This window comes from Bradyrhizobium sp. CIR48 (genome assembly GCF_014198315.1).
Classification (GTDB): Bacteria; Pseudomonadota; Alphaproteobacteria; order Rhizobiales; family Xanthobacteraceae; genus Bradyrhizobium.
Window position 1 is genome coordinate 666,187 of record NZ_JACIHG010000003.1, and the last position, 25,845, is coordinate 692,031.

Below are 25,845 nucleotides of genomic sequence, written 5' to 3' on the forward strand. Positions count from 1 at the left end.
CGCGGCTGCGGCGTTTGGCCCGGTTTCACAAAACTGCAACACGCTGACAGCATAAGGCGTGCGTCCGCCAACAGGAGACGCACATGCGCGCGACTTTTTTCAGCACCGTCGCAACGATCATTCTCGCCGCGAGCCCAGCGCTCGCGCAGAGCGAAGGTGAATTCCCCGCCAAGCTCGCCGGCCACGTGGTGATGCCGGCCGCCACCTTCATCGACGCCCCCGCCGACGCCCCCGCCGATCTCAAGACTTCGGGCAAATACACCACCGGCAAGCGGGTCGACGCGCTCGGCACCGTGATGGGCAAGTCCTATGAGCGCGCGACCGGCGTATCGCTGCCGTTCAAGGGCCAGCCGCTGCAGGGCCATTCCGGCATCAAGACCATGCCGGACGGCAGCTTCTGGGTCATCACCGACAACGGCATGGGCGCGCGCGCCAACTCGCCGGATTCGATGCTGTATTTGAACCGCTACAAGATGGATTGGGCGAGCGGCAAGATCGATCGTCAGGAGACGATCTTCCTGCACGACCCCGACAAGAAGGTCCCGTTCCGCATCGTGCACGAGGACACCGAGAGGCGCTATCTCACCGGCTCCGACTTCGACACCGAAGGCTTCCAGATCATCGGCGATACCTTCTGGATCGGCGACGAGTTCGGCCCCTACATCCTGAAGGCCGACAAGTCAGGCAAGATCCTGGCCGTGTTCGACACGGTTGCCGACGGCAAGCCGGTACGTTCGCCGGACAATTGGGCGGTAGCGACGCCGGGCGCGCCCGGCGCGACCTACACCAACGTCAACCTCCGCCGCTCCAAGGGCTATGAGGGCTTTGCGTCCTCCAAGGACGGCAAATTCCTCTACGGCCTGCTCGAGGGACCGCTGTGGGATGCCGAGAAAAAGGACTGGGAGAAGGTCGACGGCAAGGAAGCCTCCCGCATCCTCGAATTCGACGTCGCCGCGGAAAAATTCACCGGCCGCTACTGGCAATACGTGTTCGAGCAGAACGGCAACGCCATCGGCGACTTCAACATGATCGATCAGGCTTCCGGCCTCATCATCGAGCGCGACAACGGCGAAGGCACCGCCGACAAGGCCTGCCCGCAGGGCACCCGCGGCGAGACCTGTTTTCCGGATCTTGCCAAGTTCAAGCGCATCTACAAGATCGAGCTCACCGAAGCGAATGTCGGCAAGCCCGTGCGCAAGATCGGCTATATCGACCTCATGAAGATCAGGGATCCCGACAAGAAGGCGAGGAAGCCGCTCAACGACGGCGTCTACACCTTCCCGTTCTTCACCATCGAGAACGTCGATCGCGTCGACGACACCCACATCATCGTCGGCAACGACAACAATCTGCCGTTCTCCTCCAGCCGCGATCCCAACAAGGCCGACGACGACGAGTTCATGCTGCTCGAAGTCGCGGACTTCCTGAAGGCGAAATAGGCTGACGCTATGCTCCTCTCCCGCTTCGCGCGGGGGAGGAGTTCGTCGCAAATCAATTACCAAACGCGACGCCCACGTTGATGGGAATCGTCGCATAAGTGATTTCGGACGGCACCGGTGGGAATGGCTGGGCCTGACGCACCATGGCCATGGCCTGGGCATCGAGCACCGCCACACCCGAAGAGCCCCCGAGGCGGCTGGACAGCACCTGACCGCCACGGCCGAGCGTGAAGCTCAGCTTGACCACGCCCCTCTGACCATTCGCACTCGTCGGATACTGGTGGAAGCGCATGAGGTGCGCGCGCACGCGCTGATAATAGGTTGCCATCGCCGAAGCAACTGAGCCGGCACTCACGGCGGATGCCAGCGGAGCCTGACGCTCGGCACGTGGCGGCGCGCTGGTGCGCGGCGCGGGCGGCGCATCCGACGGCTTCCGAGCGTCGGGACGTACCACCCGAGGCTTTGCCGGTGCCGGCTTCTCCACGGGCGCGACTTGCACCGGCTCGGGCTTCGGCGGAGCCGGCTCCAGCTTCTGCTCCGGCGGCGCAACCACGTCCGGCTTTTCCTGCGGCGGCGTCGGCGCGATCGTCTCTTCGACGGCCTGCTGCTGCATCGGCTCCGGCGGCGACGCATCCGCCTGCTCCATCACGGGGCCCGGCGCGATATCGAGCGGTGTCGACTGCGGCGCCGATGTCTCCGGCGTCATGTCGATGAGGATCGCCGGCATGTTGACACCTTGCTCGGGCTGCGACCTGATCCAGTTCATCGCCAGCAGTGCGGCGGCGATGTGCAACGCCACAATCACCGCCGCCGATGCGCCCCAGCGCGCGGTCTCGCGCTCTCGAAGCGGCTCGTGCAGGGCAAAGGCGTTCGCGGCCATCAGTTGCGTCCGTCGAGGCCGACGAGGGCGACCTTGAGGTAGCCGGCGTTACGCAGGGTGTTCATCACTTCCATCAGGTCGCCGTAGGAGACGGCCTTGTCGGCGCGCAGATAAATGCGCTCGTCCTTATGGCCTTTGATGACGGCATCGAGGGCGGCGGCGAGACCATCGCGGGCCATCGTGTCCTCGCCAACGGCAATTGTGAGATCCGGCTTCACCGTCACGAAGGTCGGCTTGTCCGGCCGCGGCGCCGGCTCGGCTGCGGTCGCGGGCAGCTCGACACCGATATCGACGGTGGCGAGTGGGGCTGCCACCATGAAGATGATCAGCAGCACCAGCATCACGTCGATGAACGGCGTGACGTTGATCTCGTTGACGACGTCGAGATCATCCGGGTCACCGCGCTTGAGCGGAGATTCCCCGCGCGCGCCGAGCTTCGCAGCCATGAGCCTACTCCGCCGCCCGCGCCAGGCGGAACTCCCTGTGGTCGCGCTGACGGCTGACCAGCAGCATCAGCTGCGCCGAGGCATCGCCGAGCAGCGCGCGGTAATTCGCGATACCGCGGACCAGATGATTGTAGATCACCACCGCCGGGATCGCCGCGACGAGGCCGAGCGCGGTGGCGAGCAGCGCCTCCGCGATGCCCGGCGCGACCACCGCGAGGCTGGTGGTGTGGCTCTCGGAGATGCCGATGAAAGCGTTCATGATGCCCCAGACGGTACCGAACAGGCCGACGAAGGGCGCGGTGGCGCCGATGGTCGCGAGCACGCCGGTGCCGCGCGCGATCTGTCTGGACATTGCCGCCTCCACCCGCTCGAGCCGCAGCGCCACCCGCTCCTGGAGGCCGTCGTCAAGGATGCCGCCGGAGAGCTCGGCTTCCCTGGCGCAGGACTGGATCAGCTGGGCGACGGCGTCGCGCGCGTCACCGGCCCGTGACGATACCTCGGCCAGCGTCATGTTGCCTTCGAGCGCGCGCGTTCGCCGCAAGGCGAGTGCACCCTTGCGACGCAGCTCGATGGTCTTGGCGAGCCACACCGTCCATGTCACCAGCGAGGCGACGGCGAGCCCGATCATCACCGTCTTCACGATGATGTCGGCGCTGACGAACATGCCCCAGGGCGACAGATTGCGCGGTAACAGGGCTTCGTCGATCGCGAAGGCCGGTGTTGGCGCCAGCGCCAGCGCGATTGCAACGACCATTTGCCGAAGCCTGGACTTGCCTTGCATCCTGATCTCCCGACAACAAAAGAAAGCTACGCAGCCGGCTGCGCCGCGATCCGGGCCGCGAGCTGCCGGAACCGCGCCAGCTGATCCGCCCGCAGCGCCCTTGTCTCGTCGCGGCCGACGAAGACCTTGAACATGATGCCGCCGTCGGCGTTCACGAACGCGACGAAGGCCGACGACTTGCCCATGAACGGGCGCTCGACGAAGGCGACGCCCGCGCAGCGCTCGTGGCGAAGATGGCCGTGCAGACCCTTCGGCTGCATCAGGTTGAAATAGCCGCGGCCGATCTCGCCCGCGGGAATGGCGCCCGTGAACTCGAAGATCGCGTCATCGGTGTGCACGATCAGCGTGACCTCGCCCCACTCCGCGATGTCCTGCATGGCGGCGGCAAAATGCTCGCCGCCGCCAATATGCACCATGGAGGATGGCAGCGCCTCGATCACGCTGCGCGGGGTGACCTTGCGCTGGCGCGCAACGTCCTCGATCACCGCGCCCGGATTGTCGGCCATATGGGCCCTGAGATCGGCAAGATCGGTGCTCAACATGTCCGGCTCCTCTGCCATTGCAATCTAGGCGGCCGCGGCCTTGCGCTCGCTCTGGATCACCTCAAAGCCTTCGAACTTGGGATGGCCGAGATACAGGCTCTCGCCGGTCGAGTTGTCGGCGCGGGCATGGGCACGACGAAACTGGTCCGAGCGCGTCCAGGCCTCGAACGCCGCCTTGTCGACCCAGGTGGTGTGCGACGAATAGAGCGTGTGGTCCTCGGCCTCAGGGCCCTTCAGCAGGTGAAACTCGACGAAGCCCGGCATGCTGCCAAGATAGGATTCACGGGTGGCCCAGACGGTTTCGAACGCGGTCTCCGCGCCCTTCTTCACCTGGAAACGATTCATGGCGATGAACATCAAAGTCTCTCCTTCTGATCAAAACGAAACACGCCGAAGCCGCGCTGGAGCATCAGCGCGGCCCGGCGGAGATGTGGTGCTGCGAAGCTGGCGGCTACGCACCTCCAAAGTGAATCTTCATGCCGGCCTTATAGACTCTGCCCGGTCCCGGGGCTGACCAAAGCACGTCGTTCTGCGACGTGCCGTCGGTCGAGCTGCCGGGAATGGCGTAAGGCCGGTAGTACTGGTTCAAGAGATTGTCGATCGAAGCCGTGAACACGATGTCCCTGGTCGCATTGTAGGTCATGTACAAATTGACCAGCTCGTAGCCGGTCGCAGGCAGATAGCCGACGGGTACGTCGTTGTTGGCACCAAACGAGGCCCATTGCGCCGACAGGATCAGGGTGCGATCGAGCAGGCGGACACCGCCGGTCGTGACGACCTTGCGCGGGGTGATGGTCGCGAGCCCGACATTGGTGACAGCGTTCTTGCCCTGGATGTAGTGACCGGCGACACCGATGAACCAGCTGCCGGCATCGTACATCGTCTCCGCCTCGAAACCCTGGATGCGGGCATTGGCGATGTTCTGGTACTGGTAGTACTGGCTGAAAGAGCCGAACGGTGGCACCGCGACCCGCGCCGAGGCGACGAGGTCGATGTAATCGCTGACATCGTTGCGGAACAGATTGATCTTGCCGCGGAACGAGTCATTGGCGCTGAAGATGTTGTCGTACTTCAGATTGAAGCCGACCTCCTTGTTCTTGCCGACCTCAGGACGGAGGTTCGGGTTGGGCAGGAAGCAGAACAGGCCAACAGTGCCGTCAGGACAGGGGAAGAAGGCCGGTCCGCCACCGGTTGCGTGCGCGCCGGAGATCACCGTCTCGGTGATCGATGGGGCGCGATAGCCTTCGGCGTAGCTGACATAAGGCTGGAAGCCCGGGACCGGCGTCACACCGAGGGTGATCTTGGGCGAGAAGCGATCGCCACTCGCATTGGTACCGCCGGACTGCAGATTGTAACGGTCATAGCGGATCGCGCTCACCGCCTCGAACCAGGTGTTGTAGTTCTGTTTCAGTTGAATGAAGCCGCCCGACACGGTGCGGATGCCACCCGGCGTGGTGATGTTGGAATTGCCGCGGCTGTCGGTCGTGATGACGTCGTCCTGGAATGCGTCGACGCCGTAGGTCACGGCATTGCGCCAGTCGCCGACGTTGAAGCGCGTGGTGTTGTTGGCGTCGAAGCCAAACGTATCGAGGACATAGCCGCGCTTGTCGCCGACACAGCCGGAGATGTTGTTGCCGACATTGCCGGCGCCGCAATAGGCCGCGCCGGATGTCGAGTAGTGATAGGTCTTGGTCTGGTCGTTGTCGGTGCGATTGCCGTAGACCGATATGTGCGAGTCGAACAGATTGTCGCTCGGCAGCGAATAGTTCCAGGTCACCGTTCCGGTGTAGTTCTTGGTGTCGGACGCATAGACCGACGAGCCCTGATACAGCGCGCGCTGCGCCGCCGTCGCGACCGGGCCGCGGTTGAACTGGCCGACATCGTACTGGTAGTCCTGAAAGACGGCGCCGAACTTGACCTCGTGGCCGATCGCGGGCCGCACCGTGAGCTTCATCAGCCCGGCCTCGACCTGGTTGCCGGTGTTGCCGATCTCGGTGCCGTTGCCGTCCTTGTAATTGCCTTGGGTGCGATAGACCGCGCCGCCGAAGATATCGACGTCGGGCGTGGCGCGCACGCCGCCAAAGACCGAGCCGAGGCCGCGATTGTTGTTGGAGCCGTAGGAGCCGGAGAGATCGACGCCCCAGCGCTCGCCAGGACGTAGCACGTCGTCGATGTCCTTGGTGCGGAACGAGACCAGGCCGCCGATTGCGCCGGAGCCGTAGATGTTGGCGGTCGGACCGCGCACGACGTCGACACCGCCGATCAATTCGGGATCGAGGAAGAAGGAGCCGTTGGCGTTGTGGCCGGTGCGCTGGTAATTCTGCCGCGCGCCGTCGACGACCACGGCGACGCGGCCGAAATCCTGCAGGCCGCGGATGTTGATGACGGTCGCGGGATCGTCGCCGCGTTCCTGGAACGACACGCCGGGTACAGCATAGAAGATGCCCGACAGCCGGTTCGGCTGAAGACCCTGGATCTGGTCGAGCGAAATGGAGCTGACCGGCGCGAGCGCATCGATCGCGCGCTCCTTGGTTTTCGTTGCAGCGACCGTGATGGTGTCGAGCGTCTGAACCGGCGCGGTGCCGCCGGCCTGGGCTCGGGCGTTGAGGACCTCCGGCACTGCCTGTTGCGCGACCAGCGGCTTGGTCGGCTTGCGCCTGGCCTGCCTCGGCCGTTCCGTCGACGCACTTTCGGCCTGCGGCGCGGCGGTCTGCGCAAGACCGCTCTCCGTCGTCATTGCCGCAAATGAAACCACCGACGCGCCCAAAATCAAGGCGCGCGAATACCTAGCCCCGTCAGCCATATCAGCCCCAGCCTGCACTTCACTCTATTTTTTCAGGTCGTTTGGCTGGCGTGCGTTCGCAACGCGAACGACTGGCTGGCTGATTTTCTCGAGACGCGGGCAAGTCACCCCGCCGCCATAATTGGTTACGTGGCAACACTCTGACGGTCAATGACATCAGCTTGCAGTTTATATCGATTGTAAATTGCGGCCGTTGGAATGCGCTTCGTGCCGCTTATACAAACAAGCAGCACTCCAGAGTTTCGAAAGCGCATCACACCCAACATGTCGGCAACATCAGGAGACAGCAGCGGCGACGCGGCGGGGTCGGCAGGAAGCCCTTCTGCGACAACGCGAACCCTCACCATGCGTGGGAGCCGGATCGACAGTCGCGAGCTGTTTGCGGTCGAGCGCGAGATCATCATCGCGCACGGCGAGGACAGCTATCGGCTTCGCCTGACCTCGCAGAACAAGCTGATCCTGACGAAGTAACCTGTAATGACATTTTGTCGCACCCTCGCAAGCCTCCTGCTCTCCAGCACGATCGCGCTCGCCTCTGCCGCGCACGCCGCCGGCATCACCGTGCATGACGCGCGCAATCGCGACGTCGCCGTGACCGACTTCGCGCGCACGGTCTCGATCGGCGGCGCCATCACCGAGATCATCTATGCGCTCGGGCTCGAGAACCGGCTGGTCGGCGTCGACACCACCAGCCTTTATCCAGCGACGGCGCTGCAAGACAAACCCAATGTCGGCTACATGCGCCAGATCTCCGCCGAAGGCGTGTTGGGCCTCAATCCCACCCTGATCCTGGCGATTCAGGGCTCGGGCCCGCACGCGACCATGGAGATCCTGGAAACGGCGAAAGTGCCGTTGGTGCTGGTGCCCGACGCCTTCTCCGAGGACGGACTGATCGAGAAGATAAGACTGGTCGGCCACGCCATGGGTGTCGACGCACGCGCCGCGTGCCTGAGCGCCGCGGTCGGCGCCGATTTTGCCCAGCTGCGCGCCCTGCGCGCCATGGTGACCAAGCCGGTGCGCGTGATATTCGTGATGTCGCTCCAGAACGGGCGCGCCATGGTCGCCGGCCACAAGACCGCGGCCAACGAGATCATCCAGCTCGCCGGCGCCGCGAATGCCGTCGACGATTTCGACGGCTACAAGATCATCGGTGACGAGGCGATCGCGGCGGCAAAACCCGACGTGGTGCTGTCGATCGAGCGCGGCAAGGACTCGCTGCAGGCCGACGCGATCTATGCCCATCCCGGCTTCGCCCTGACGCCGGTCGTGGCCAACAAGAGCCTCATCACCATGGATGGGCTCTATTTGCTCGGCTTCGGGCCACGGACGGCGGCGGCGGCGCGCGATCTCTCGGTAAAGCTCTATCCGGCGTTGGCCGAACCGGGCGCTGCCTTCACCTCGGCGCTGTCGGCGGCGAATTGCCGGCAATGAGCGTGGCGATCGGCATGGAAGCGCGCGGCACGGAACGACGCGCCAACGCGCGGCGGCGGTCCGCATCGTTCGCAATCCCTCTCCTGATCGCGGTGCTCGCGGTCGCCGCGATCGTGGCGCTGAGCTTCGGCGCCGCCGGCATTCCCCTCTCCCGCCTGCCTGCCGCACTGGGGCTATCAGGCGAAAGCACGGCCATGACGGCCCGCGACCAGCTCGTGCTGTGGTCGATCCGCATCCCCCGGATCGCGGCGGCGGCGATGGTCGGCGGCCTGCTCGCCGCCGCCGGCGCGATCATGCAAGGGCTGTTTCGTAACCCGCTCGCCGATCCCGCGCTGGTCGGCGTCTCCAGCGGCGGCGCGCTCGCAGCCGCAAGCGCGATCGTCTTCACCGATTCGCGCTTCGGCGAGACGCTGCGTTTTCTCCAGACCGAGCTCCTGCCGCTCGCGGCATTCGCGGGATCGCTGGCCACGACCGCGATCCTCTACGGCATCTCGAGCCGCTCGGGGCGCACCTCGATCGCGGTCTTCCTGCTCGCCGGCGTCGCCATCACCGCCATCGCCAATGCCGGCATCGGGCTTCTGGTGTTCGTCGCCGACGACCGCCAGCTCCGCGACATCACGTTCTGGCTGCTGGGCTCGATGAGCGGAGTGACCTGGACCAAGGCCGCCGTGCTCGCGCCGGTCCTCATCATCGGGCTTGCCACCTGCTCCTTCATCGCACGCGGCCTCGATCTCCTGGTGCTCGGCGAGGCCGACGCCTTTCACGGCGGGGTCGATGTCGAGCGTCTGAAGCGGATCTCGATCGTCATGGTCTCCGCCATGACCGGCGTCGCGGTGTCGATCAGCGGCGTCATCGGCTTCGTCGGCATCGTCGTGCCGCATCTGCTCCGTCTCGTCATTGGACCTGCGCATCGGCTGCTGTTGCCGGCCTCGGTGCTATCAGGCGCGATCCTGATGGTCGGCGCCGACACGCTGGCGCGCACCATCGTGGCGCCGGCGGAGATGCCGATCGGCATACTGACCGCAGCGGTCGGCGCGCCGGTCTTCCTCTTCATCCTGCTGCGGCAGCGCGGGTTCGCCTCGCTATGAGTACGGTGATCGAGGCGCGCGCCTTGCGCAAGCGCGCCGGCCGCGCGACGCTGCTCGATGACGTCGGCCTGACGGTTGCGGCCGGCGAGATGGTCGCGATCGTCGGCCCGAACGGCGCCGGCAAGTCGACGCTGCTGCGGTTGCTCTCCGGCGATCTCCGCCCGAACGAGGGTGCGGTGCGCCTGAAAGAGCGCGATATCAGCAGCTATCCGCCACGCGAGCTCGCCGCGCGCCGCGCCATGCTGTCCCAGCACATCAACGTCACCTTCCCCTTCACCGTCGAGGAGATCGTGCTGATGGGCGCGGGCGAGCGCAGCGCGCGTGAAGCAGGCGCGCTCGCCGACGCGGCCCTCGACGAGGTTGGGCTCGCCCATTTCCGCGAACGGCAACTGCCGACTCTATCAGGCGGCGAACAGCAGCGCGCCCATTTCGCCCGCGTGCTGGTGCAGCTCGCCTGCGGCGAAGCCGAGCACGGCCCGGGCCTCCTGCTGCTGGACGAGCCGACCTCGAGCCTGGATCTGCGCCACCAGATCGACCTCGTCGAAGCCGCCCGCCGCCGTGCGGCCGGCGGCACGGCCGTGATCGCGATCCTGCACGACCTCAATCTCGCGATCCGCTTCGCCGACCGGCTGGTCGTGCTGGCTGGCGGCAGGCTCGCCGCAGATGGCTCGCGCGCGGATGTCGTCACCCGCGAAACCATCCGCGAGATCTTCGAGATCGATGCCGTTGTCCATCAAGGCGACGACGGCGTGCCTTACGTATTGCCGCAGTCGATGCGCGCGAATTTGACGCCGCCACGATGAAGGTGCACTCCCTCGCCCCGCTTGCGGGGAGAAGGTGTCTCGACAACGAAGTCTCCCCCAGAGGAGAGAGCCCTCACCCCAACCCTCTCCCGCAAGCGGGAGAGGGGGCGCATCTCGTTTGGGGCGAACAGCCTACCCCGCCGGGACGATCACCATGCTCTTGTCCTTCGGCCAGCGGATGCGCCAGGCGAAGTTGATGTCCTTGACCTCGCCGGGCTTGGCGTCGAACGACCATTCCAGCACGCCGCGGCGGTCACGGATGTTGCTTGCGGTCGGCGGTGTGGTCGCGGGCAGCATCTCGACGACGATGTCCTCGCTCTCGCTCACCGGCAACTGATCCTCGATCGCGACCTTGATCGGGAAATCATGACCGTTGCGGATGGTGGTCTTGAACGTGCGCTCGTCGGTCTTGGACGTCGTGACCAGGAGACCGGCCGAGCCCTCATTGCGCTTGAGCACCGCGCGCTCGATTCTCACCTTGTCGTCGGCGCCGAAGCCGAGGCGGACGATGTCGTCCTTGGCGGAAGCGGAAAGCTTGCCGCGACCGACAAAGACGCCGTCGCGGTAGATCGCGACCTTGCCCGGCAGCAGCGTCGTGTCATCGGTCTGCTTGAAGCTGGCTTCGAGGAAGGCGGTCGGGTCCAGCACCGGTGCGGCGCGGACCGCCAGGTCGGCGGGCACCGTCATCGCTGCAATCCGCAGGCTCTTGGCGCCCTCGGCGGCGCCGAGGCTGACGCGGCCGGGAATTTTGAACGTCGCCTGGAAATCCCCGATCTCGGCAATTGCCTGCTGCTCGTCGGCACGTTCGCGCGGCTCGGCCGCTTCCGCAATCTTGGCCATCGCTGGCGATTGCATCTGTCGCAGAACCGGCGCGGGCCGCGCCAGATCGGAGACCGAACCTGCTGCCAGCGGCTTCGGCACCTGTGGATATTGCGCGACCAGCGAATGCAGCTCCGGCGCACTGCCGCCGCGGCTGATGCGGGTCGTGGAGACGCCGAGCGTCACGTTGGACCAATCCTCGCCGGTCGATTGCGTGATCTCGGCGCGGCGGATCAGCTCGAGCTGCGGCTTGCGATCCTTGGCGCCGGTGTCGAGCCGAGCGTCATAGAGCGGCATCCAGCGCGCATTGCGCACGGCGTAAGTCACGCGCAGCGTCGCCTTCGTCGCAGCAGTCGCGGCAACGTCCATGCGAACCTCGAGCTTGCTCGGCGGCTTGGCCTTGCGCTCGACCTCGAGTTGGGCGATCTGCCGGTCGATTTCCCGCGTCTTGCGCGTGGCATCGCGGATGACGGTGTCGGCGCTCGCAATTTCTTCGCCGACCGCAGCAAAGGCCGCGCGCCATTCGGCGATCGGCCGCGCCTCACCCTTGTCGCCGATCCCCGCGGGAGAGGTTTCCGCAAAGTGCTCCGCAAACTTGCGCCGCGCATTCGCCGAGTCGATCGCGCCCTGCAAATCGGCGCGCTGATCGTTCAAGGCCTCGATGCGCTTTTCCAGCTCGGGCAGATTGACCGGCGCGGCGCGAGGCGACCGCGCATCGATCGTGCCGATGGTGAGCTTTGCGCCGCCCTCACCCTCGACCCGGATGGAGGAGGCATCGAGACCAAGCGGGAAATCCTTGGCGACCAGGGTCGAATCCCCGGACGGCAGGTCGACCGTGATGACGCGGGTGACGGTGGCGCCATCGGGGTAAACCGTGACCGTATCGATCGCCGATGTAGCGTCCAAATCGGCGGCCCATGAAGGCGAGGCCGCCGCCATGGTGACCAGAACCAGGCTTGTCGTTGCCAAATATCTTGCGGTGATGCGCATGAAGTCCCTCCTGCCGTATCGCCGCGCCGCCAGCCGGACGCGCGCGATCAAATGCCTCGCCAACATGGTTGGACGCGGCAGGGAAGGAACTGGTTCGATTGGGGTTTCCGTGGGGCGCCGCCGCGGCGGCACCAAGGCTGCGGAACGTATCGCCCGCGGCAGGCCTCAGGCCTGGGTGGGCTACCCCTGGCCGAAGATGCGGCGGAGCAGATCGGTCACGTTCTTGGCCCCGGCCTTCTTCAGGACGCCGGCGCGATAGCCTTCGACGGTCCGTGCGCTCAGATGCATGCGCCGGGCGATCTCCTTGTTGGTCAGGCCGGCCGCGAGGTGCTCGAGCACGTCGCCCTCACGCTCGGTCAAGGGCTCGCAGCCGGGCAGCCAGCGCTGCCGGCTCGTGCCGGGCTGCGCGAATTCGTCGATGGCGGCATCGATCCGACCGATGATGTCGTGGGTGCGGAAAGGCTTTTCGATGAAGTCGGTCGCGCCGCTCTTGATGGCGTCGACCGCCATGGCGATGCTGCCATTCGCCGAGGTCACCAGCACAGGCGCCATGCAATTTTCCTCGCGCAGCCGCCTGAGCATGTCGAGGCCGGAGCGATCGGGCGGCAGCTCCATCAGCACGCAGGCCGGCATGCGTGCCTTTGCTTCGGACAGGAGTGAGGCACCGTCAGCGAAGCAGATCACGTCATAGGCGCTCTGTTGGAGCGCGGTCGAAAGTTGTTCGCGGGAGGCAGCGTCGGTGTCGATGACGAATACCTCGCCCTTGGAAAGCATGTTCCCCGGCATAATCCCGATCCAGCAATGTCTTGGTCAAATGGGTCCGAGACGGAAAGCGGGCCGCATCGCCCTGCCGCGTCGTCGTGAGCACGGCATTCACGCCAGTGCTTCGGTTTCCCCTATGTATGTTCCGGCCGGTTCCTGGATTTGACGGATCGAGACAGAAATTTTACATTTCGGGACATCTGCGGGAATGGCTGGCAGGAACGGTTCGCATGACCGACCTCGTTCGCAGCGCAGGCTTGAGCTATTACCCGGAGATCGCCCGGTCGGTTGGGCTCGATCCTAAACAGATGATGCGCAAGGCCAGGCTGCCGCTGGCCTGCCTCGACAAGCCCGATACGCCCATTGCCGTCGCCGGCCTGCGCCGTCTGCTCGAATTGTCGGCGGAGGCCTCCGGCGCCGAAGATTTCGGCTTGCGTCTCGCCGAGCGTGGCGGCCTGACCAATTTCGGTGCGGTCGGCCTGATCGTGCGCGAACAGGCGACTGTCGGCGAGGCGATCGACGCATTTTCGCGCTTCATCCACATCCATCATGACGGCATGCGGCTGGATGTTGCGCGCGACCGGCAGATCGTGACGGTCACGCTGCACCTGCGCGGCCGGCAGCCGAGCGCGCCGCGCCAGGCGATCGACATGGCGCTCGGCAGCATCCACCGCATCATCCAATCGCTGCACGGCCACGACTGGCGGCCGCAGGAGGTCCAGCTGCATTACCCGCCGCCGCGCGACCGCAAGCGCTACCGCGAATTTTACGGCTGCCGCGTGACCTTCAACGCCGAGCACGATGCGATCCTGCTCTCGGCGCGCGACATGGAGCGCCGGATCCCGAGCGCGCATCCGCTGATCGCAAGCTATCTGCGCAAGCGGATCGAGGCGATCGAAACCCGGCCCGCGAGCTGGGAGGGGAAGGTCGACGAGGTCGTACGGACCCTGCTCGCCGGCGGCGACTGTACGGTCGAGCGCGTGGCCGAGCATCTTGCCTGCACCCGCCGCACCATCCACCGCCACCTCGCTGCCTCAGGCACCAGCTTCTCGGCCATCCTGGATGCGCAACGTGCCGATCTCGTGATCCAGCTGATCGAGGACCCCGGCCGGCCGTTGGCTGACATCGCGATGCAGCTCGGCTTCTCCGCGCAGAGCGCCATGGCGCGCTGGTTCCGCGGCCGGTTCGGCTGCACCATAACCGACTGGCGCAAGGGCGTTCGGCCTCCGACGCCGCCGCCCGATGCGCCATCGGCAACCGCAGCTTGAGCTCAGCGCGCCGGAGCAGGCACGCCCATCGTGGCGAGGGCACGCCGCCGGCTGCCGGCGAGCAGCGGGCCGAACGCGACGGCAAATCCGAGGAACGCGACGAGCCAACCGCAGGCGGCGATGTGCAACAACACATCGCTATGTGCTGGCAACACCACGGCGGCGACCCGGGCCAGGGCCGCGATGATGATCGCAGCATAGATTGCCTGCGTCGCCGGCGAAGCGGTCAACGCCTGTCCGGTATGGCCGAGGCTCGCGCGGGTCATCACCGCCAGCGTCATGGTTCCCGCCGCGCCCGCCATCCAGGCGTGGATGCCGGCGCTTGGCGGCAGCGCTCCGAAAACAGCGACGGCGTGCAGGATGAAGCCGAGCGGCACGAAGACGTAGCCAATATGCAGGATCACCAGCAGTCGCTCGCCAAACGTGCGATCACCGGCCCAGCGCGCAAGCCGCACCAGATGCAGCCCGCCGACCAGCGCCATCAGGACACCAGTGACGACATTCAGCGGCGCCACGATCCAGAAGACGAGCGCGAGCGCGCTGCATCCGATCACTGCGCCGTCGAAGCGTCCGAACGGCACCGGCAGGCGGCCGGGATTGAACTTGACCAACCAGTTGCGGGTGAAGCTCGGAATGATGCGGCCTCCGATCAGCGAGATCAGCAACATGACCACTCCGATGCCGACGCGGATGCTGACATCGGCCGCGCCCTGGTAGTGCGCCTCGAGATGAAAAGTGACGTTGCCGGCGAGCAGAACGGACACCAGCGCCACCACGGGCAGGTTGCGCCAATTGCCGCCTGCGATGATCTCGCGCGCCGCGGCGGCGACGACCAGCGCCAGGAAGGCGGCATCGACGAGAAGCGCAAACGCCCAGCCGGTATCGGCCGACAACGTCACCGCGATACGCCCGGCAAGCCAGACCATCACTAACGCCCCCAGCGAGGTGCCCTGGATCGGCAGCCGCCCGGTCCAGTTCGGGATGGCCGTGAACAGGAACCCGGTGATGACAGCCGGCAGGAAGCCATAAAGCATCTCGTGGACGTGCCAGTCGCGCGGCGCGAATGCGGAACTCACCGACAATTCACCGTAGAACATCGGCAGCCAGGCCAGGATCGATAGCCCCGCCTGGATCGCGGCGAGCAGGAAAAAGGGCCGAAAACTGTTCGCAAACAGCGGCCAGCCCTCAAAGTTGCGGGATCGGGCGCCAGCCATGGGGTCAACTCCAATAAAATTCAGTCCGTTGTCTGGAAAAATACTGCCACTCAGCCGTCCCGTTTTGCGCTATCGCAAACTATCGGACGATTGCAGGTGCCATCACACTCCCTGATGCCAAGGAGGCAGAATGGCCAAGGTCGACACATCGCTGGTTGCGCATTTGCCGCTGTTTGCCGGAGTCACGCCGGAAGCTCTGGATGAGATCCTGCGTGAGGCCCGTTCGGCGCGCTATCCCAAGAACAGCGCCATTTTCGAGCAGGGGGCGGATGCGCAGTCCTTCTTCCTGCTGCTGCACGGCCATGTCCGCGCGGCCAAGACCACGCCGACCGGCGAGCAGATCGTGGTCCGCTACGTCGCGCCCGGCGAAACGTTCGGGCTCGCGATGGCGATCGGAGCCGTGCAATATCCGGCGACCGCGATCGCTGTCGATGACAGCGTGGTGCTGATATGGCCAACCTCGGCCTGGCCGCGGCTGGTCGAGCGATTTCCCTCGCTGGCCGCCAACACGCTCCAGACCGTCGGCGCGCGCCTCCAGGAGAGCCACACCCGCATCCTGGAAATGTCGACCCAGCAGGTCGAGCAGCGCGTCGCCCATGCGCTGCTGCGTCTCGCCAAACAGTCCGGCAAGAAGCTCGACCACGGCATCGAGATCGACTTCCCGATCAGCCGCCAGGACATCGCGCAGATGACCGGCACCACGCTGCACACCGTCAGCCGCATCCTGAGCGGCTGGGAGAGCCAAGGGCTCGTCGAGAGCGGCCGTCAGCGCATCATCCTGCGCGATCCGCACAGGATCGTCGTGTTGGCAGAGCGGAGCGCCGATAGCGGCGCGGCGTGACACAGCCGCACCGGGGCGTCTCCGCCCAAGATAGGGACCAGGATAGGGATCGAGATAGGGGTGAGGGGCGCTTCCGCTTACGGCGAAAGCCGTCCCTCACCCGGGAATCCGCGCGCGCCCGCGCGAATTCGAGACTGCTTCACGCCGGCACGCAATCGCACAACGCGGCGAGGAATTTGTCGCGGTCGATGCCATGCTCGCGGCAGGCATCATCCACCGTGTGGAAGGTTGCGATAGGGCAACCGACACAAGCCATCCTGAAGGCCAGAAACACGCGGATCGTGTGCGGCGCGGTACGCATGATGTCATCGACCAGATCGTCGGATCCGAAAGACATGGGCAACTCCGTTCCGACACGACGATAGCGGAGGTGACCTGAGTTTCTTTGTTGGAGCGCAAGCTGTTGCCCGTTCCTCCGCCGTCATTCCGGGGCGCGCCTTTTGGCGCGAGCCCGGAATCCATCGTGCAGCGGATGACATGGAGGAATGGATTCCGGGCTCGCGCTTCGCGCGGCCCGGAATGACCAGCTACACAGCCCGGCTGTGCAGCTGCTTCGCCGGATTGAGATGCGCGTCGAACGCGGCCGCGACGCTGCGGACCAGGAAGCGGGAATCTTTTGCGACTGCGAGGCGGTTGCCGTCCAACCTCACGATGCCGTCGGAGACCAGTGGCTTCAGACGTGCCGCCGAGTTCAGCATCGCCGCCGCCTCCGCGCCATGGCGCGCGCAGATGTCGTCGAGATCGGCGCTGAACTCGCACATGATGCGTTCGATGATGTCGGCGCGCAGCCGGTCGTCGTCGGTGAGCCCATAGCCCTTGGCGGTGGCGAGACGGCCGGCGGCGATGCTCTGCGCATAGGCGCCGATCTGCACCTCGTTCTGGACGTAACCCTGCGGCAAATGCCCAATCGCGCTGGCGCCGAAACCGAGCAGGACTTCGCTCTTGTCAGTGGTGTAGCCCTGAAAATTGCGCCGCAGCGTCCGTTCCTCGAAGGCCACGGCCATGGAGTCGCCGGGCCGCGCGAAATGATCGAGCCCGATCTGCACGTAACCGGCCTCCTTCAGTGCATTCGCGATCGCGCAAGCCTGGTCGTGGCGCGCGAGGCCGTCCGGCAACACAGCCTCGTTGATCATCTGCTGGTGCTTCTTGAAGCTTGGCACATGAGCATAGCCGAACACGGAGAAGCGGTCGGGCGCGAGCGTGAGGCTACGCCGGACGGTATCCAGACACGACGCGACGGTCTGGTGCGGCAACCCGTAGATCAGGTCGAAATTGAGTCCCTCGATGCCGGCGCGCCGGAGCATGTCGACCACGGAAGCCGTCTGCTCGAAGCTCTGCACGCGGTTGATCGCCCGCTGCACCACGGGATCGAAGCTCTGCACGCCAAGGCTCGCGCGGTTGACGCCGGAGAGCCGCATGGCATCGACCATGTCGGCGGTCAATGTGCGGGGATCGATCTCGACCGCGATCTCGGCCGAGGGCAGCACGAAGAACTTCTGGCGCATCGTCGCCATCAACTCGGCGAAAGCTTCCGGCTGCATGATCGTCGGCGTGCCGCCGCCGAAATGGATGTGCTCCACCTTGATGCGGCGCCCGATGGTTTCGGCGACCTGCTCGATCTCGTTGCGCAGCGTTCGCTGATAGCCGGCGATGAGTTCGTCGCGGCGCACGATCTGGGTATGGCAGCCGCAATACCAGCACATCTCGCGGCAGAACGGCACGTGGAGATAGAGTGAGGCGCTGGCGCCCGCCGGCAGCTCCGCCAGCCAACGGGCGTAGGCGTCCGATCCGACCGCCGTCGAAAAATGCGGCGCGGTCGGATAGCTCGTGTAGCGTGGCAATCGTTCTTCGCCGTAGCTCGCCGCAAGATCAGCTCTCATGTCTTACCCATTCGTAAATTTCCGCCGTGTGCAGACCACGGCAAATCACGGAATACACCCCACTACCTCGGATTCGAGGGGGTGACCTTGCGCTTGCGCAAAGTCGGCCGGGGGTGCCGCAGACATTGCGCTCGCGCAAAGCGCAGCGGCCATTTCGGGGCCATGATCATGCCAATTCGCACGCCATCCGGAGCGTTTGCCCATGAGGCTTCTCGCACTCGAACTGCTTCTTTCCTTGCTCGACGTCCGCGGCCATATCCCGCGTTTCGACGACTTCCGGCCGGCCCCGCTCGCAGCGGCCCCGGCCGGCCCCGTGCGCGCTCTGGCCGCAGCCATCGCCATCTTCGTCGTGCTGTCACTGGCGATCTGGGCAACGGTCTGGCTTGCCACATCTCTCTTCTAGTGGCGTCTTCGCGAAGGCCTCGACCATGATCTCATCCAAGCGTGCGTTCGCCAGCGCGGTCGTCCTGACATGCCTTGCCGGGGTGCCGGCCTTCGCGGCCGACACGACCAGCGGCGACCTCGTCATCACCAGGGCCTGGAGCCGGGCGACGCCCGGCGGAGCCAAGGTCGCCGGCGGCTATCTGACGATAGAGAACCGGGGCCTCGCGCCGGAGCGACTGCAGGCCGCATCGGCCGCGCATGCGCTTCGAACAGAGATCCACGAGATGACCGTCAACGACGGTGTCATGACCATGCGCGCGCTCGACAGGGGACTTGTCATCGCTCCCGGACAGATCGTAACGCTTGCGCCCGGCGGCGGACACCTGATGTTCATCGGTCTCGATGTGCCGCTTCATGCCGGCGACCAGATGCCCGTGACGCTGTCGTTCGAGCACGCCGGCGCGGTGAAAGTGACGCTGGACGTGCAGGCCATCGGCGCACAGGCTCCCGAAAGCATGGCGACCACGGCGGCCGCAGAGCCTGCGCATCGCGCGGAGCAGGCGGCGGTCCCTGCCGCCGCGACATCCGACGCGGACGAGAGCTTCTTCACACATCTCCATGCAGAAAAAGCCATGGCCAACGTCACGGTCTCGCCCGGGCGCGCCGGTCCGGTCGAGATCGCGATCCAGCTCGAAGATGCGAACGAGTTGCCGCTGAGTGCCGATGCGGTCGCGGTCACACTCGGCAATCCCGAGCATGGCGTGGCGCCGATCACCGCAAACGCCGAACGCGTCGGTAACGATCAGTGGCGCGTCAGAATGTCGGCACCGCTGTCAGGCCGCTGGTCGCTCGGCCTCGACATCCGCATCACGCCAAAGGATGCCGTCAACGTCGTGTCGCCGATTCTGCTCCGCTAAGGCACCTAAGTACTGTAGCGGAGCCGAATCCGGCAAAACCTTGTCGCAGCGCAAACACTCTTGCCGAGATAGGCGCACACTGCATCCGTCATCAAAACCTTTCCAGATGAAGGATGCTTCCGATGTTCACCCGCAGAGTCGCATTGATCGGCGCCGCCGCGACAGCTCTGATGCTGGCGACCCCCGCTTTGGCTGGCGACGATCTCAAACTGCCGCGTCAAAAGGTAGAGCTGGTCGCTCCGCCGTTCGTGCATGCGCACGAGCAGGCGACCAAGCAAGGCCCCAAGATCATCGAGTTCAAACTCACGATCGAGGAGAAGAAGGTCGTCATCGACGAGAAGGGCACCACCTTCCAGGCCATGACCTTCAACGGTTCTATGCCGGGTCCGCTGATGGTCGTGCACGAGGGCGACTACGTCGAAACGACGCTGGTCAATCCTGCGACCAACTCCATGCCGCACAACATCGACTTCCATTCCGCGACCGGCGCGCTCGGTGGCGGCGCGCTCACTCTGGTCAATCCCGGCGAGCAAGTCGTGCTGCGCTGGAAGGCAACCAAGACCGGCGTCTTCGTCTACCATTGCGCCCCGGGCGGCCCGATGATCCCCTGGCACGTCGTCTCCGGCATGAACGGCGCCGTGATGGTGCTGCCGCGTGACGGCCTCAACGACGGCAAGGGCCGCGCGCTGAAATACGACAAGGTCTACTACATCGGCGAGCAGGACATGTACGTGCCCCGCGACGAGAAAGGCAACTTCAAGTCCTACGAATCGCCTGGCGAGGCCTTCACCGAGACCGAAGAGGTGATGAAGAAGCTGATCCCGACCCATGTCGTGTTCAACGGCAAGGCCGGTGCGCTGACCGGCAAGAACGCGCTGACGGCCAATGTCGGCGAGAACGTGCTGATCGTGCATTCGCAAGCCAACCGCGACAGCCGTCCGCACCTGATCGGCGGCCATGGCGACTACGTCTGGGAGACCGGCAAGTTCGGCAATGCACCGGAAGTCGGGCTCGAGACCTGGTTCATCCGCGGCGGATCGGCGGGAGCCGCGCTGTACAAATTCCAGCAGCCCGGCATCTACGCCTACGTCACGCATAACCTGATCGAAGCCGCCGACCTCGGCGCCACCGCGCACTTCAAGGTCGAAGGCAAGTGGAACGATGATCTGATGATGCAGGTGAAGGCCCCCGCCGAAATACCGGCTGCCAACACCAACTAAACGCGACAAGGGGCCGGTCATCACCGGCCCCTTCTTTCTTCGGGGAATGACCATGCTGATCGCATTCAAGCTCAAACTGGCCCTCGCCTGCGCCGCCGGGCTCGCCGGACCGATCGCGATGGCGCCGCTGGTTTCGAACATGACGGTCCGCGGCACCGCGACGGAGCCAGCGATCGTCAGGGTCGCGCCGGGCAGTCTGTCCTATCGCGAGGCCGGCGATTTCACGCGCGGCGGGCAGCAGGCGGAGGCGCCGCTGCGCGCGATGCGCGTCGACCGACCGCTGCACATCATGCGAAATCAGGTCTCCTCATCCGATTATCAGCTCTGTGTGCAGGAGGGCGCCTGCCGCGCGCTCGATCGCGACGTCACGGTCGCTGCCGATCGTCCCGCGGTGCAGGTGAACTGGCACGATGCCGAGGCTTATGCAGGCTGGCTGTCGCGCAAGACAGGCCACCATTACCGCCTGCCGAGCGATGCGGAATGGGCCTTTGCAGCGGGCTCCAGATTCAAGGACGACGGCGTCGCTGTCGATGCCGACGATCCTTCAAAGCGCTGGATCAGCCGCTATGAGCGCGAGTCCGAACGCGATCTTTCCGACACCACTGCCTATCCCTTCGGCAAGTTCGGCCCGAACGAGCACGGCGTCGAGGATCTCGCCGGCAATGTCTGGGAGTGGACCTCGACCTGCTTCGTGCGCTCGCGCGTCGACGCCGCCGGCAATGCCGGCCGCCCCACCGTGAACTGCGGCGTGCGTGTCGCCGAGGGCGCCCACCGCGCCTATGTCACCGATTTCATCCGCGACGCCCGCGCCGGCGGTTGCGCCCAGGGCGTGCCGCCCGCCAATCTCGGCTTCCGCCTGGTGCGCGAGGAGACCTCCTGGGTCGCGAGCGTGTCGGCGCGGTGGAGCAAGGTGTGGGCGGTGAGGTCATAGCCAAGATTATCGCCGCGTAGCCCGGGTGAGCGAAGCGACACCCGGGAAGGTCCCGCATATCGCTTCGCTCATGCGGGCTACGGACACGTCAAATCGCGCGCGCGAACATGCGAAAGCCTGGAGCTCCGATGATCGTCTCGAACGCGGGATCGCGTTTCTCCTCCGCAAAGACGAATCCGGCCTTGGCGTAGGCGCGCTCGGCGGGCTCGTTGCCGATCAGGAATGATATCGTCGTCCGGGCAAACCCGCCCGCCCGCCCCTTGTCCAGCGCGTGCGCGATCAGCGCCTGCATCAGGCCGCGGCCACGATAGGCAGGGTCGGTCGCGACATGCTCGATCATCCAGTCGCCCTCGCCGCCCTGGACCCAGCAAGTCCGCGAATAGGCGCCGCGCCGGCGGATGGCGTCCAGCTCTGACGCCGTGAGCCCAGTTGAGAGACCGACCTCTTCGAGCGCGCGCCAGGCCGCAGGTCCGGTGCCGGCCGCAGGCACGGCGCAAAGTGCAGCAGCAGGCCTGCCATCGATTTCGGTGACCAGGAACTGCGACACATGCCACATCGACACCGCGCGTGCGACGGCGACGCGTGCGATGAAATCGAGGCACTCCGCTTCCGGCCAGCCGAGCGCCACGTCGAACCAGCCGCGCGGCCGATAGCCGCGCATCGAGTGCAGGATGGTTCGTGCGATGAAAGCAGCGTCCTCGGGACGCGCTGACCTTATCGTCATACGCGCCCCATTCTCGAAGACCTTACGTGTTCTTCAGCGCCACACGAAACTCGGCTTCGGTCTTCGCCTTGACCTCGTCGAGCGAGACGCCGTCGGCGAGCTCGATCAGGGCCATGCCGCCGTCACCGTGCTTGTCGATGGTGAAGACCGCCAGATCCGTGACGACCATGTCGACCACGCGCTCGCCGGTCAGCGGCAGATTGCACTTCTTCAGGAGCTTGGAGCCGTCCTTGGCCGAATGCTCCATCACCACGACGACGCGCTTGACGCCGGCGACGAGGTCCATCGCGCCGCCCATGCCCTTGACCATCTTGCCGGGGATCATCCAATTGGCGAGGTCGCCGTTCTGGGCCACCTGCATGGCGCCGAGGATCGACAGGTCCATATGGCCGCCGCGGATCATCCCGAAGGAATCCGCGCTCGAGAAATACGAGGTCGAGGGCAGCTCGCTCACCGTCTGCTTGCCGGCGTTGATCAGGTCCGCGTCCACCTCGTCTTCATAGGGGAACGGGCCCATGCCGAGCATGCCGTTCTCGCTCTGCAGGCTGACATCGACCCCGTCGGGGATGAAGTTCGAAACCAGCGTCGGGATGCCGATGCCGAGATTGACGTAGTAGCCGTCACGCAGTTCCTTCGCGGCGCGCGCGGCCATCTGTTCACGGGTCCAGGCCATGTGTGTCTCCTGATACGCTTAAGCGGCGGTACGCGGGCGGGTGTTGCGGAATTCGATGCGCTTCTTGGCCGTGCCGACCTCGACGATGCGCTTCACGAAGATGCCGGGCGTGTGGATGTGGTCGGGATTGAGTTCACCCGCCGGAACCAGATGCTCGACCTCGGCGACGGTGATCTTGGCGGCGGTCGCCATCATCGGGTTAAAATTGCGCGCGGTCTTGCGGTAGATGAGGTTGCCGGCGGTGTCGCCCTTCCAGGCGTGGACAATGGCGAGGTCGGCGAACAGGCCACGTTCCATCAGGTACTTCTCGCCGTCGAACTCCTTCACTTCCTTGCCTTCGGCGATCAGCGTACCGACGCCGGTCTTGGTGTAGAAGGCCGGAATGCCGGCGCCGCCGGCGCGGATGCGCTCGGCGAGCGTGCCCTGCGGATTGAATTCGAGTTCCAGCTCGCCGGCGAGGAATTGCTGGGCGAACAGCTTGTTCTCGCCGACATAGGACGAGATCATCTTCTTGATCTGCCGGGTTTCCAAGAGGCGGCTGAGCCCGATGCCGTCGACGCCGGCATTGTTGGAGACCACCGTCAGGCCCTTGACGCCGGACTCGCGGATCGCGTCCGAGAGCTCCTCGGCGATGCCGCAGAGGCCGAAGCCTCCCGACATGATCATCATGTTGTCTTTCAAAATGCCTGACAGAGCCGACTTGGCGTCGGGATAGACCTTGTTCATGCAAATAACCTTCGACTGAACCTTCGGCTTGGAGGCGGCGCGCCCTATTGGCGGCGATTATTAGGCGAAATCCTCCAAAGCCGTCAATGATACGGGGTTCTCCGCACGGCGGCCGGGTGATAGAAGCTGCCCACACCGTGGGCAGAACCGTCCGCGGCCTTGAAAGCGACAAGAAAACCCATCAAGTTGCGGGGGTTGGGCGTGGGCACGCAGGTTTCCCGACCCGCCCTCCTGGCTCCAACGACCAACCCGATCAGGACATGCCATTGACCATGGCCCAAGGAATGAAGCGCCTCGGGACGCCGATCGCGGCGCTGCTCGGCGTCGCGCTGATCGCCCTGATCGCGACCTCATGGCTCATCAACCGCGACGCGCTGCGCAAGGCGGTCGAAGCGCAGATCCGCGACGTCACCGGGCTCGAGCTCAGTGTCGCGGGCGCAATCGACATCTCGGTGCTGCCGGCGAGCTACATCTCCTTCCGTGACGTCGGCCTCAAGGGCGGCGGCACCAGCGATCCCGCGCTCCAGGTCGACGTGCTCACCGCCAATCTGCGGCTGCTGCCGCTATTGCTGCAACGGTTCGAGATCGCCGACCTGACGCTGCTGCGGCCGCGCATCCATGTCAGCCTGAAGCCGGACGGCCAGAGCAACTGGACGCCCTTCATCCAGACCATCGCGCGCACCATGAAGCCCGGGGCTGAAAACCAGCTCTCGTTCTCCGAAATCCGGATCCAGGACGGCGTGCTCGACTACCAGGACGCCGCCACGCACGGCACCGAGAAGTTCGAGGATATCGACCTGTCGCTGGCCTGGCCTTCGATCTCGCGCTCCTTCGCCGCGACCGGACAGTTCGACTGGCGCGGCGAGCGTGTCGACGGCTCGATCAGCTTTTCCGACTTCGTCGCCGCCCTCTCCGGCGAGCGCTCGGGCTTGAAGGCGCGGATCGCCAGCGCACCGCTCAAGCTCGCTTTCGACGGCAGCGTCGCCAACCGCACCAGCCCGATGATGGAAGGCACGCTGACGATCGACAGCCCCTCCTTGCGCAACGCGCTGCGCTGGACCGGGCAGCCGCAACCCGCCAGCGGCGGCTTCGGCCGCTTCGTGCTGAAGGCGCGCGCCAACGTCGTCGGCGCCTCAATCGCGCTCACCAACGTCAATGTCGAGCTCGACGGCAATGCCGCCGAGGGCGTCATGACCTACGCCAATAACGGCCGGCAGACGCTGCAGGCGACGCTCGCCGCCGACGCGCTCGACTTCACGCCTTATATTTCCACCTTCCGACTGCTCGCGAGCGGCGCGCGGGACTGGAACAGGCAGCTGTTCGATCTCAACGGATTGTCGACGACCGATCTCGACATGCGCCTGTCGGCAGCAAAGCTGACGGTCGGGCCGACCAGGCTCGGCCGCACCGCGATCGGCGCCAATCTGCGCAACGGCACGCTCGCACTCTCGGTCGGCGAAGCCCAGGTCTATGGCGGCATCGCCAAGGGCTCGTTCGGCATCGCGCGCTCCGACACCGTCGCCGACATCAAGGCGCAATTCCAGTTCACCGACGTCGACCTCCAGGCCTGCGCCACCGAACTGTTCGGCCTCAGCAAGCTATCCGGTCGCGGCAACATCAACGTGTCGCTCTTCGCCTCGGGCTCGAGCCCGTTCGGCCTCGTGCAGTCGCTCGACGGCAGCGCCACCGTCACCGGTCATGACGGCGCGATCTCGGGCTTCAATGCCGAGCAGCTGCTGAAACGCCTGGAGCGGCGACCGCTGTCGGGCGGCGGCAATTTCCGCAACGGTTCGACGCCGTACAACAATCTCACCATCGCCGTGAAATTCTCCGATGGGGTCGCCACCGCCGAGGACATCCGTGTCGAAGGGCCGGCGGCCAAGATCACGCTCACCGGCACCGCCTCGGTGCCGACGCGCGAATACGACATGAAGGGCGTGGCGAGCCTCAACAGCACGTCGGGATTCGAGTTGCCGTTCGTGGTGCAGGGTCCCTGGGACGACCCCCTGATCTTCCCCGATCCGGAAAGCCTGATCCGCCGCTCGCCGGCCTCCGCGCCGCTGCTCGACATGCTGAAGGATCGCAAGGGGGGCGACGCCGTGCGCTCCGCGATCGAGCGCATCACCGGCAGCGGAAAGCGTCCTCCACCGGCGGAAGCGCCGACGGCGGAGAACGCCAAAGAGAACGTGAAGGAGAACGCCAAATCCAACTAGGCTGATCAACGCAGCCTTCGCGGATTTCGGTAGCCCGAGCTCAACAAGCTCGACATGCCGGCGACTTGGC

The 25,845-nt window shown here is 65.4% G+C and carries 26 protein-coding genes; 12 read left to right on the top strand and 14 right to left on the bottom strand.

The window, feature by feature from the left end; all coding sequences use genetic code 11:
• Window positions 1-83: 83 nt before the first annotated feature.
• Complete coding sequence (locus GGD66_RS13080; protein ID WP_092254840.1) at window positions 84-1,439, top strand: esterase-like activity of phytase family protein; 1,356 nt, start codon at window positions 84-86, stop codon at window positions 1,437-1,439.
• Window positions 1,440-1,491: 52 nt separating this feature from the next.
• On the opposite strand, the gene GGD66_RS13085 is transcribed toward GGD66_RS13080, so the two are convergent.
• From GGD66_RS13085 to GGD66_RS13110, 6 genes are all read right to left on the bottom strand, one after another.
• Window positions 1,492-2,319 carry an energy transducer TonB gene (locus tag GGD66_RS13085; RefSeq protein ID WP_183257987.1) on the bottom strand — a complete coding sequence of 276 codons (828 nt, stop codon included), beginning with the start codon at window positions 2,317-2,319 and terminating at the stop codon, window positions 1,492-1,494.
• Window positions 2,319-2,765: a TonB system transport protein ExbD gene (exbD, locus tag GGD66_RS13090; RefSeq protein ID WP_183257988.1), complete on the bottom strand. Its 447-nt coding sequence runs from the start codon at window positions 2,763-2,765 to the stop codon at window positions 2,319-2,321. Before exbD ends, GGD66_RS13085 begins: the two co-directional genes overlap by 1 nt.
• A gap of 4 nt (window positions 2,766-2,769) precedes the next feature.
• On the bottom strand, window positions 2,770-3,546 hold the full coding sequence (exbB, locus tag GGD66_RS13095) for a tonB-system energizer ExbB (protein WP_183257989.1): 777 nt from the start codon (window positions 3,544-3,546) through the stop codon (window positions 2,770-2,772).
• A gap of 26 nt (window positions 3,547-3,572) precedes the next feature.
• On the bottom strand, window positions 3,573-4,088 hold the full coding sequence (gene hutX / locus GGD66_RS13100) for a heme utilization cystosolic carrier protein HutX (protein ID WP_026201918.1): 516 nt from the start codon (window positions 4,086-4,088) through the stop codon (window positions 3,573-3,575).
• 24 nt (window positions 4,089-4,112) lie between these two features.
• Complete coding sequence (locus GGD66_RS13105; protein WP_091956483.1) at window positions 4,113-4,445, bottom strand: antibiotic biosynthesis monooxygenase; 333 nt, start codon at window positions 4,443-4,445, stop codon at window positions 4,113-4,115.
• A gap of 94 nt (window positions 4,446-4,539) precedes the next feature.
• On the bottom strand, window positions 4,540-6,891 hold the full coding sequence (locus GGD66_RS13110) for a TonB-dependent hemoglobin/transferrin/lactoferrin family receptor (RefSeq protein WP_183257990.1): 2,352 nt from the start codon (window positions 6,889-6,891) through the stop codon (window positions 4,540-4,542).
• 264 nt (window positions 6,892-7,155) lie between these two features.
• Here GGD66_RS13110 and GGD66_RS41440 point away from each other — a divergent pair, with 264 nt between their 5' ends.
• The 4 genes from GGD66_RS41440 to GGD66_RS13130 are packed head-to-tail and all read left to right on the top strand — an operon-like array spanning window position 7,156 to window position 10,213.
• A complete protein-coding gene (locus tag GGD66_RS41440; RefSeq protein ID WP_026201916.1) occupies window positions 7,156-7,362 on the top strand; it encodes a hemin uptake protein HemP in 207 nt (68 codons plus the stop codon).
• A 6-nt stretch (window positions 7,363-7,368) separates the two neighbouring features.
• A complete protein-coding gene (locus GGD66_RS13120) occupies window positions 7,369-8,322 on the top strand; it encodes a hemin ABC transporter substrate-binding protein (protein ID WP_183257991.1) in 954 nt (317 codons plus the stop codon).
• On the top strand, window positions 8,319-9,410 hold the full coding sequence (locus GGD66_RS13125) for an iron ABC transporter permease (RefSeq protein ID WP_183257992.1): 1,092 nt from the start codon (window positions 8,319-8,321) through the stop codon (window positions 9,408-9,410). Before GGD66_RS13120 ends, GGD66_RS13125 begins: the two co-directional genes overlap by 4 nt.
• Window positions 9,407-10,213 carry a heme ABC transporter ATP-binding protein gene (locus GGD66_RS13130; protein WP_183257993.1) on the top strand — a complete coding sequence of 269 codons (807 nt, stop codon included), beginning with the start codon at window positions 9,407-9,409 and terminating at the stop codon, window positions 10,211-10,213. Before GGD66_RS13125 ends, GGD66_RS13130 begins: the two co-directional genes overlap by 4 nt.
• 132 nt (window positions 10,214-10,345) lie before the next feature.
• On the opposite strand, the gene GGD66_RS13135 is transcribed toward GGD66_RS13130, so the two are convergent.
• The gene (locus tag GGD66_RS13135; RefSeq protein ID WP_092254931.1) at window positions 10,346-12,022 is read right to left on the bottom strand and encodes a mucoidy inhibitor MuiA family protein; all 1,677 of its coding nucleotides are present in this window, start codon (window positions 12,020-12,022) and stop codon (window positions 10,346-10,348) included.
• Window positions 12,023-12,202: 180 nt separating this feature from the next.
• Window positions 12,203-12,808, bottom strand: coding sequence for a response regulator transcription factor (locus GGD66_RS13140; RefSeq protein ID WP_092254816.1), 606 nt, complete (start codon window positions 12,806-12,808; stop codon window positions 12,203-12,205).
• Window positions 12,809-13,014: 206 nt separating this feature from the next.
• Between GGD66_RS13140 and GGD66_RS13145 the strand changes: the two genes are divergently transcribed.
• Entirely contained in the window at window positions 13,015-14,052 is a 1,038-nt protein-coding gene (locus tag GGD66_RS13145) for an AraC family transcriptional regulator (protein ID WP_183257994.1), read from the top strand.
• A gap of 2 nt (window positions 14,053-14,054) precedes the next feature.
• Here the strand turns inward: GGD66_RS13145 and GGD66_RS13150 are convergent, their stop codons facing one another.
• Entirely contained in the window at window positions 14,055-15,266 is a 1,212-nt protein-coding gene (locus tag GGD66_RS13150; RefSeq protein ID WP_092254810.1) for an NnrS family protein, read from the bottom strand.
• A gap of 130 nt (window positions 15,267-15,396) precedes the next feature.
• Between GGD66_RS13150 and GGD66_RS13155 the strand changes: the two genes are divergently transcribed.
• Entirely contained in the window at window positions 15,397-16,107 is a 711-nt protein-coding gene (locus tag GGD66_RS13155) for a Crp/Fnr family transcriptional regulator (RefSeq protein WP_018317840.1), read from the top strand.
• Window positions 16,108-16,246: 139 nt separating this feature from the next.
• On the opposite strand, the gene GGD66_RS13160 is transcribed toward GGD66_RS13155, so the two are convergent.
• Both GGD66_RS13160 and hemN read right to left on the bottom strand, forming a co-directional pair.
• Entirely contained in the window at window positions 16,247-16,444 is a 198-nt protein-coding gene (locus GGD66_RS13160) for a DUF1858 domain-containing protein (protein ID WP_018317839.1), read from the bottom strand.
• 190 nt (window positions 16,445-16,634) lie between these two features.
• A complete protein-coding gene (hemN, locus tag GGD66_RS13165; RefSeq protein WP_183257995.1) occupies window positions 16,635-17,987 on the bottom strand; it encodes an oxygen-independent coproporphyrinogen III oxidase in 1,353 nt (450 codons plus the stop codon).
• 202 nt (window positions 17,988-18,189) lie between these two features.
• Here hemN and GGD66_RS13170 point away from each other — a divergent pair, with 202 nt between their 5' ends.
• From GGD66_RS13170 to GGD66_RS13185, 4 genes are all read left to right on the top strand, one after another.
• A complete protein-coding gene (locus tag GGD66_RS13170) occupies window positions 18,190-18,390 on the top strand; it encodes a hypothetical protein (protein WP_183257996.1) in 201 nt (66 codons plus the stop codon).
• Between the two features lie 25 nt (window positions 18,391-18,415).
• Entirely contained in the window at window positions 18,416-19,288 is an 873-nt protein-coding gene (locus GGD66_RS42210) for a copper chaperone PCu(A)C (protein ID WP_183257997.1), read from the top strand.
• A 122-nt stretch (window positions 19,289-19,410) separates the two neighbouring features.
• Window positions 19,411-20,508, top strand: coding sequence for a copper-containing nitrite reductase (gene nirK, locus GGD66_RS13180; RefSeq protein WP_026201913.1), 1,098 nt, complete (start codon window positions 19,411-19,413; stop codon window positions 20,506-20,508).
• 52 nt (window positions 20,509-20,560) lie between these two features.
• Window positions 20,561-21,439: an SUMF1/EgtB/PvdO family nonheme iron enzyme gene (locus tag GGD66_RS13185; RefSeq protein WP_092254928.1), complete on the top strand. Its 879-nt coding sequence runs from the start codon at window positions 20,561-20,563 to the stop codon at window positions 21,437-21,439.
• A gap of 88 nt (window positions 21,440-21,527) precedes the next feature.
• Here the strand turns inward: GGD66_RS13185 and GGD66_RS13190 are convergent, their stop codons facing one another.
• The 3 genes from GGD66_RS13190 to GGD66_RS13200 are packed head-to-tail and all read right to left on the bottom strand — an operon-like array spanning window position 21,528 to window position 23,562.
• Window positions 21,528-22,163: a GNAT family N-acetyltransferase gene (locus GGD66_RS13190; protein ID WP_183257998.1), complete on the bottom strand. Its 636-nt coding sequence runs from the start codon at window positions 22,161-22,163 to the stop codon at window positions 21,528-21,530.
• Between the two features lie 22 nt (window positions 22,164-22,185).
• Complete coding sequence (locus GGD66_RS13195; protein WP_011089829.1) at window positions 22,186-22,836, bottom strand: 3-oxoacid CoA-transferase subunit B; 651 nt, start codon at window positions 22,834-22,836, stop codon at window positions 22,186-22,188.
• 18 nt (window positions 22,837-22,854) lie between these two features.
• Window positions 22,855-23,562: a CoA transferase subunit A gene (locus tag GGD66_RS13200; protein ID WP_018317833.1), complete on the bottom strand. Its 708-nt coding sequence runs from the start codon at window positions 23,560-23,562 to the stop codon at window positions 22,855-22,857.
• Between the two features lie 272 nt (window positions 23,563-23,834).
• Here GGD66_RS13200 and GGD66_RS13205 point away from each other — a divergent pair, with 272 nt between their 5' ends.
• On the top strand, window positions 23,835-25,775 hold the full coding sequence (locus tag GGD66_RS13205) for an AsmA family protein (protein ID WP_177237052.1): 1,941 nt from the start codon (window positions 23,835-23,837) through the stop codon (window positions 25,773-25,775).
• Window positions 25,776-25,845: the final 70 nt, after the last annotated feature.

Bases quoted from the DNA above. Each gene is read 5' to 3' on its own strand.
- GGD66_RS13145 (WP_183257994.1), top strand. From the start codon at position 13,015: ATGACCGACCTCGTTCGCAGCGCAGGCTTGAGCTATTACCCGGAGATC.
- GGD66_RS13080 (WP_092254840.1), top strand. From the start codon at position 84: ATGCGCGCGACTTTTTTCAGCACCGTCGCAACGATCATTCTCGCCGCG.
- exbB (WP_183257989.1), bottom strand. From the start codon at position 3,546: ATGCAAGGCAAGTCCAGGCTTCGGCAAATGGTCGTTGCAATCGCGCTG.
- hutX (WP_026201918.1), bottom strand. From the start codon at position 4,088: ATGTTGAGCACCGATCTTGCCGATCTCAGGGCCCATATGGCCGACAAT.
- GGD66_RS42210 (WP_183257997.1), top strand. From the start codon at position 18,416: ATGATCTCATCCAAGCGTGCGTTCGCCAGCGCGGTCGTCCTGACATGC.
- GGD66_RS13110 (WP_183257990.1), bottom strand. From the start codon at position 6,891: ATGGCTGACGGGGCTAGGTATTCGCGCGCCTTGATTTTGGGCGCGTCG.
- GGD66_RS13130 (WP_183257993.1), top strand. From the start codon at position 9,407: ATGAGTACGGTGATCGAGGCGCGCGCCTTGCGCAAGCGCGCCGGCCGC.
- GGD66_RS13105 (WP_091956483.1), bottom strand. From the start codon at position 4,445: ATGTTCATCGCCATGAATCGTTTCCAGGTGAAGAAGGGCGCGGAGACC.
- GGD66_RS13085 (WP_183257987.1), bottom strand. From the start codon at position 2,319: ATGGCCGCGAACGCCTTTGCCCTGCACGAGCCGCTTCGAGAGCGCGAG.
- GGD66_RS13205 (WP_177237052.1), top strand. From the start codon at position 23,835: ATGGCCCAAGGAATGAAGCGCCTCGGGACGCCGATCGCGGCGCTGCTC.
- GGD66_RS13195 (WP_011089829.1), bottom strand. From the start codon at position 22,836: ATGGCCTGGACCCGTGAACAGATGGCCGCGCGCGCCGCGAAGGAACTG.
- GGD66_RS13155 (WP_018317840.1), top strand. From the start codon at position 15,397: ATGGCCAAGGTCGACACATCGCTGGTTGCGCATTTGCCGCTGTTTGCC.
- GGD66_RS13170 (WP_183257996.1), top strand. From the start codon at position 18,190: ATGAGGCTTCTCGCACTCGAACTGCTTCTTTCCTTGCTCGACGTCCGC.
- hemN (WP_183257995.1), bottom strand. From the start codon at position 17,987: ATGAGAGCTGATCTTGCGGCGAGCTACGGCGAAGAACGATTGCCACGC.
- GGD66_RS13135 (WP_092254931.1), bottom strand. From the start codon at position 12,022: ATGCGCATCACCGCAAGATATTTGGCAACGACAAGCCTGGTTCTGGTC.
- exbD (WP_183257988.1), bottom strand. From the start codon at position 2,765: ATGGCTGCGAAGCTCGGCGCGCGCGGGGAATCTCCGCTCAAGCGCGGT.
- GGD66_RS41440 (WP_026201916.1), top strand. From the start codon at position 7,156: ATGTCGGCAACATCAGGAGACAGCAGCGGCGACGCGGCGGGGTCGGCA.
- nirK (WP_026201913.1), top strand. From the start codon at position 19,411: ATGTTCACCCGCAGAGTCGCATTGATCGGCGCCGCCGCGACAGCTCTG.
- GGD66_RS13150 (WP_092254810.1), bottom strand. From the start codon at position 15,266: ATGGCTGGCGCCCGATCCCGCAACTTTGAGGGCTGGCCGCTGTTTGCG.
- GGD66_RS13120 (WP_183257991.1), top strand. From the start codon at position 7,369: ATGACATTTTGTCGCACCCTCGCAAGCCTCCTGCTCTCCAGCACGATC.
- GGD66_RS13125 (WP_183257992.1), top strand. From the start codon at position 8,319: ATGAGCGTGGCGATCGGCATGGAAGCGCGCGGCACGGAACGACGCGCC.
- GGD66_RS13140 (WP_092254816.1), bottom strand. From the start codon at position 12,808: ATGCCGGGGAACATGCTTTCCAAGGGCGAGGTATTCGTCATCGACACC.
- GGD66_RS13185 (WP_092254928.1), top strand. From the start codon at position 20,561: ATGCTGATCGCATTCAAGCTCAAACTGGCCCTCGCCTGCGCCGCCGGG.
- GGD66_RS13200 (WP_018317833.1), bottom strand. From the start codon at position 23,562: ATGAACAAGGTCTATCCCGACGCCAAGTCGGCTCTGTCAGGCATTTTG.
- GGD66_RS13160 (WP_018317839.1), bottom strand. From the start codon at position 16,444: ATGTCTTTCGGATCCGACGATCTGGTCGATGACATCATGCGTACCGCG.
- GGD66_RS13190 (WP_183257998.1), bottom strand. From the start codon at position 22,163: ATGACGATAAGGTCAGCGCGTCCCGAGGACGCTGCTTTCATCGCACGA.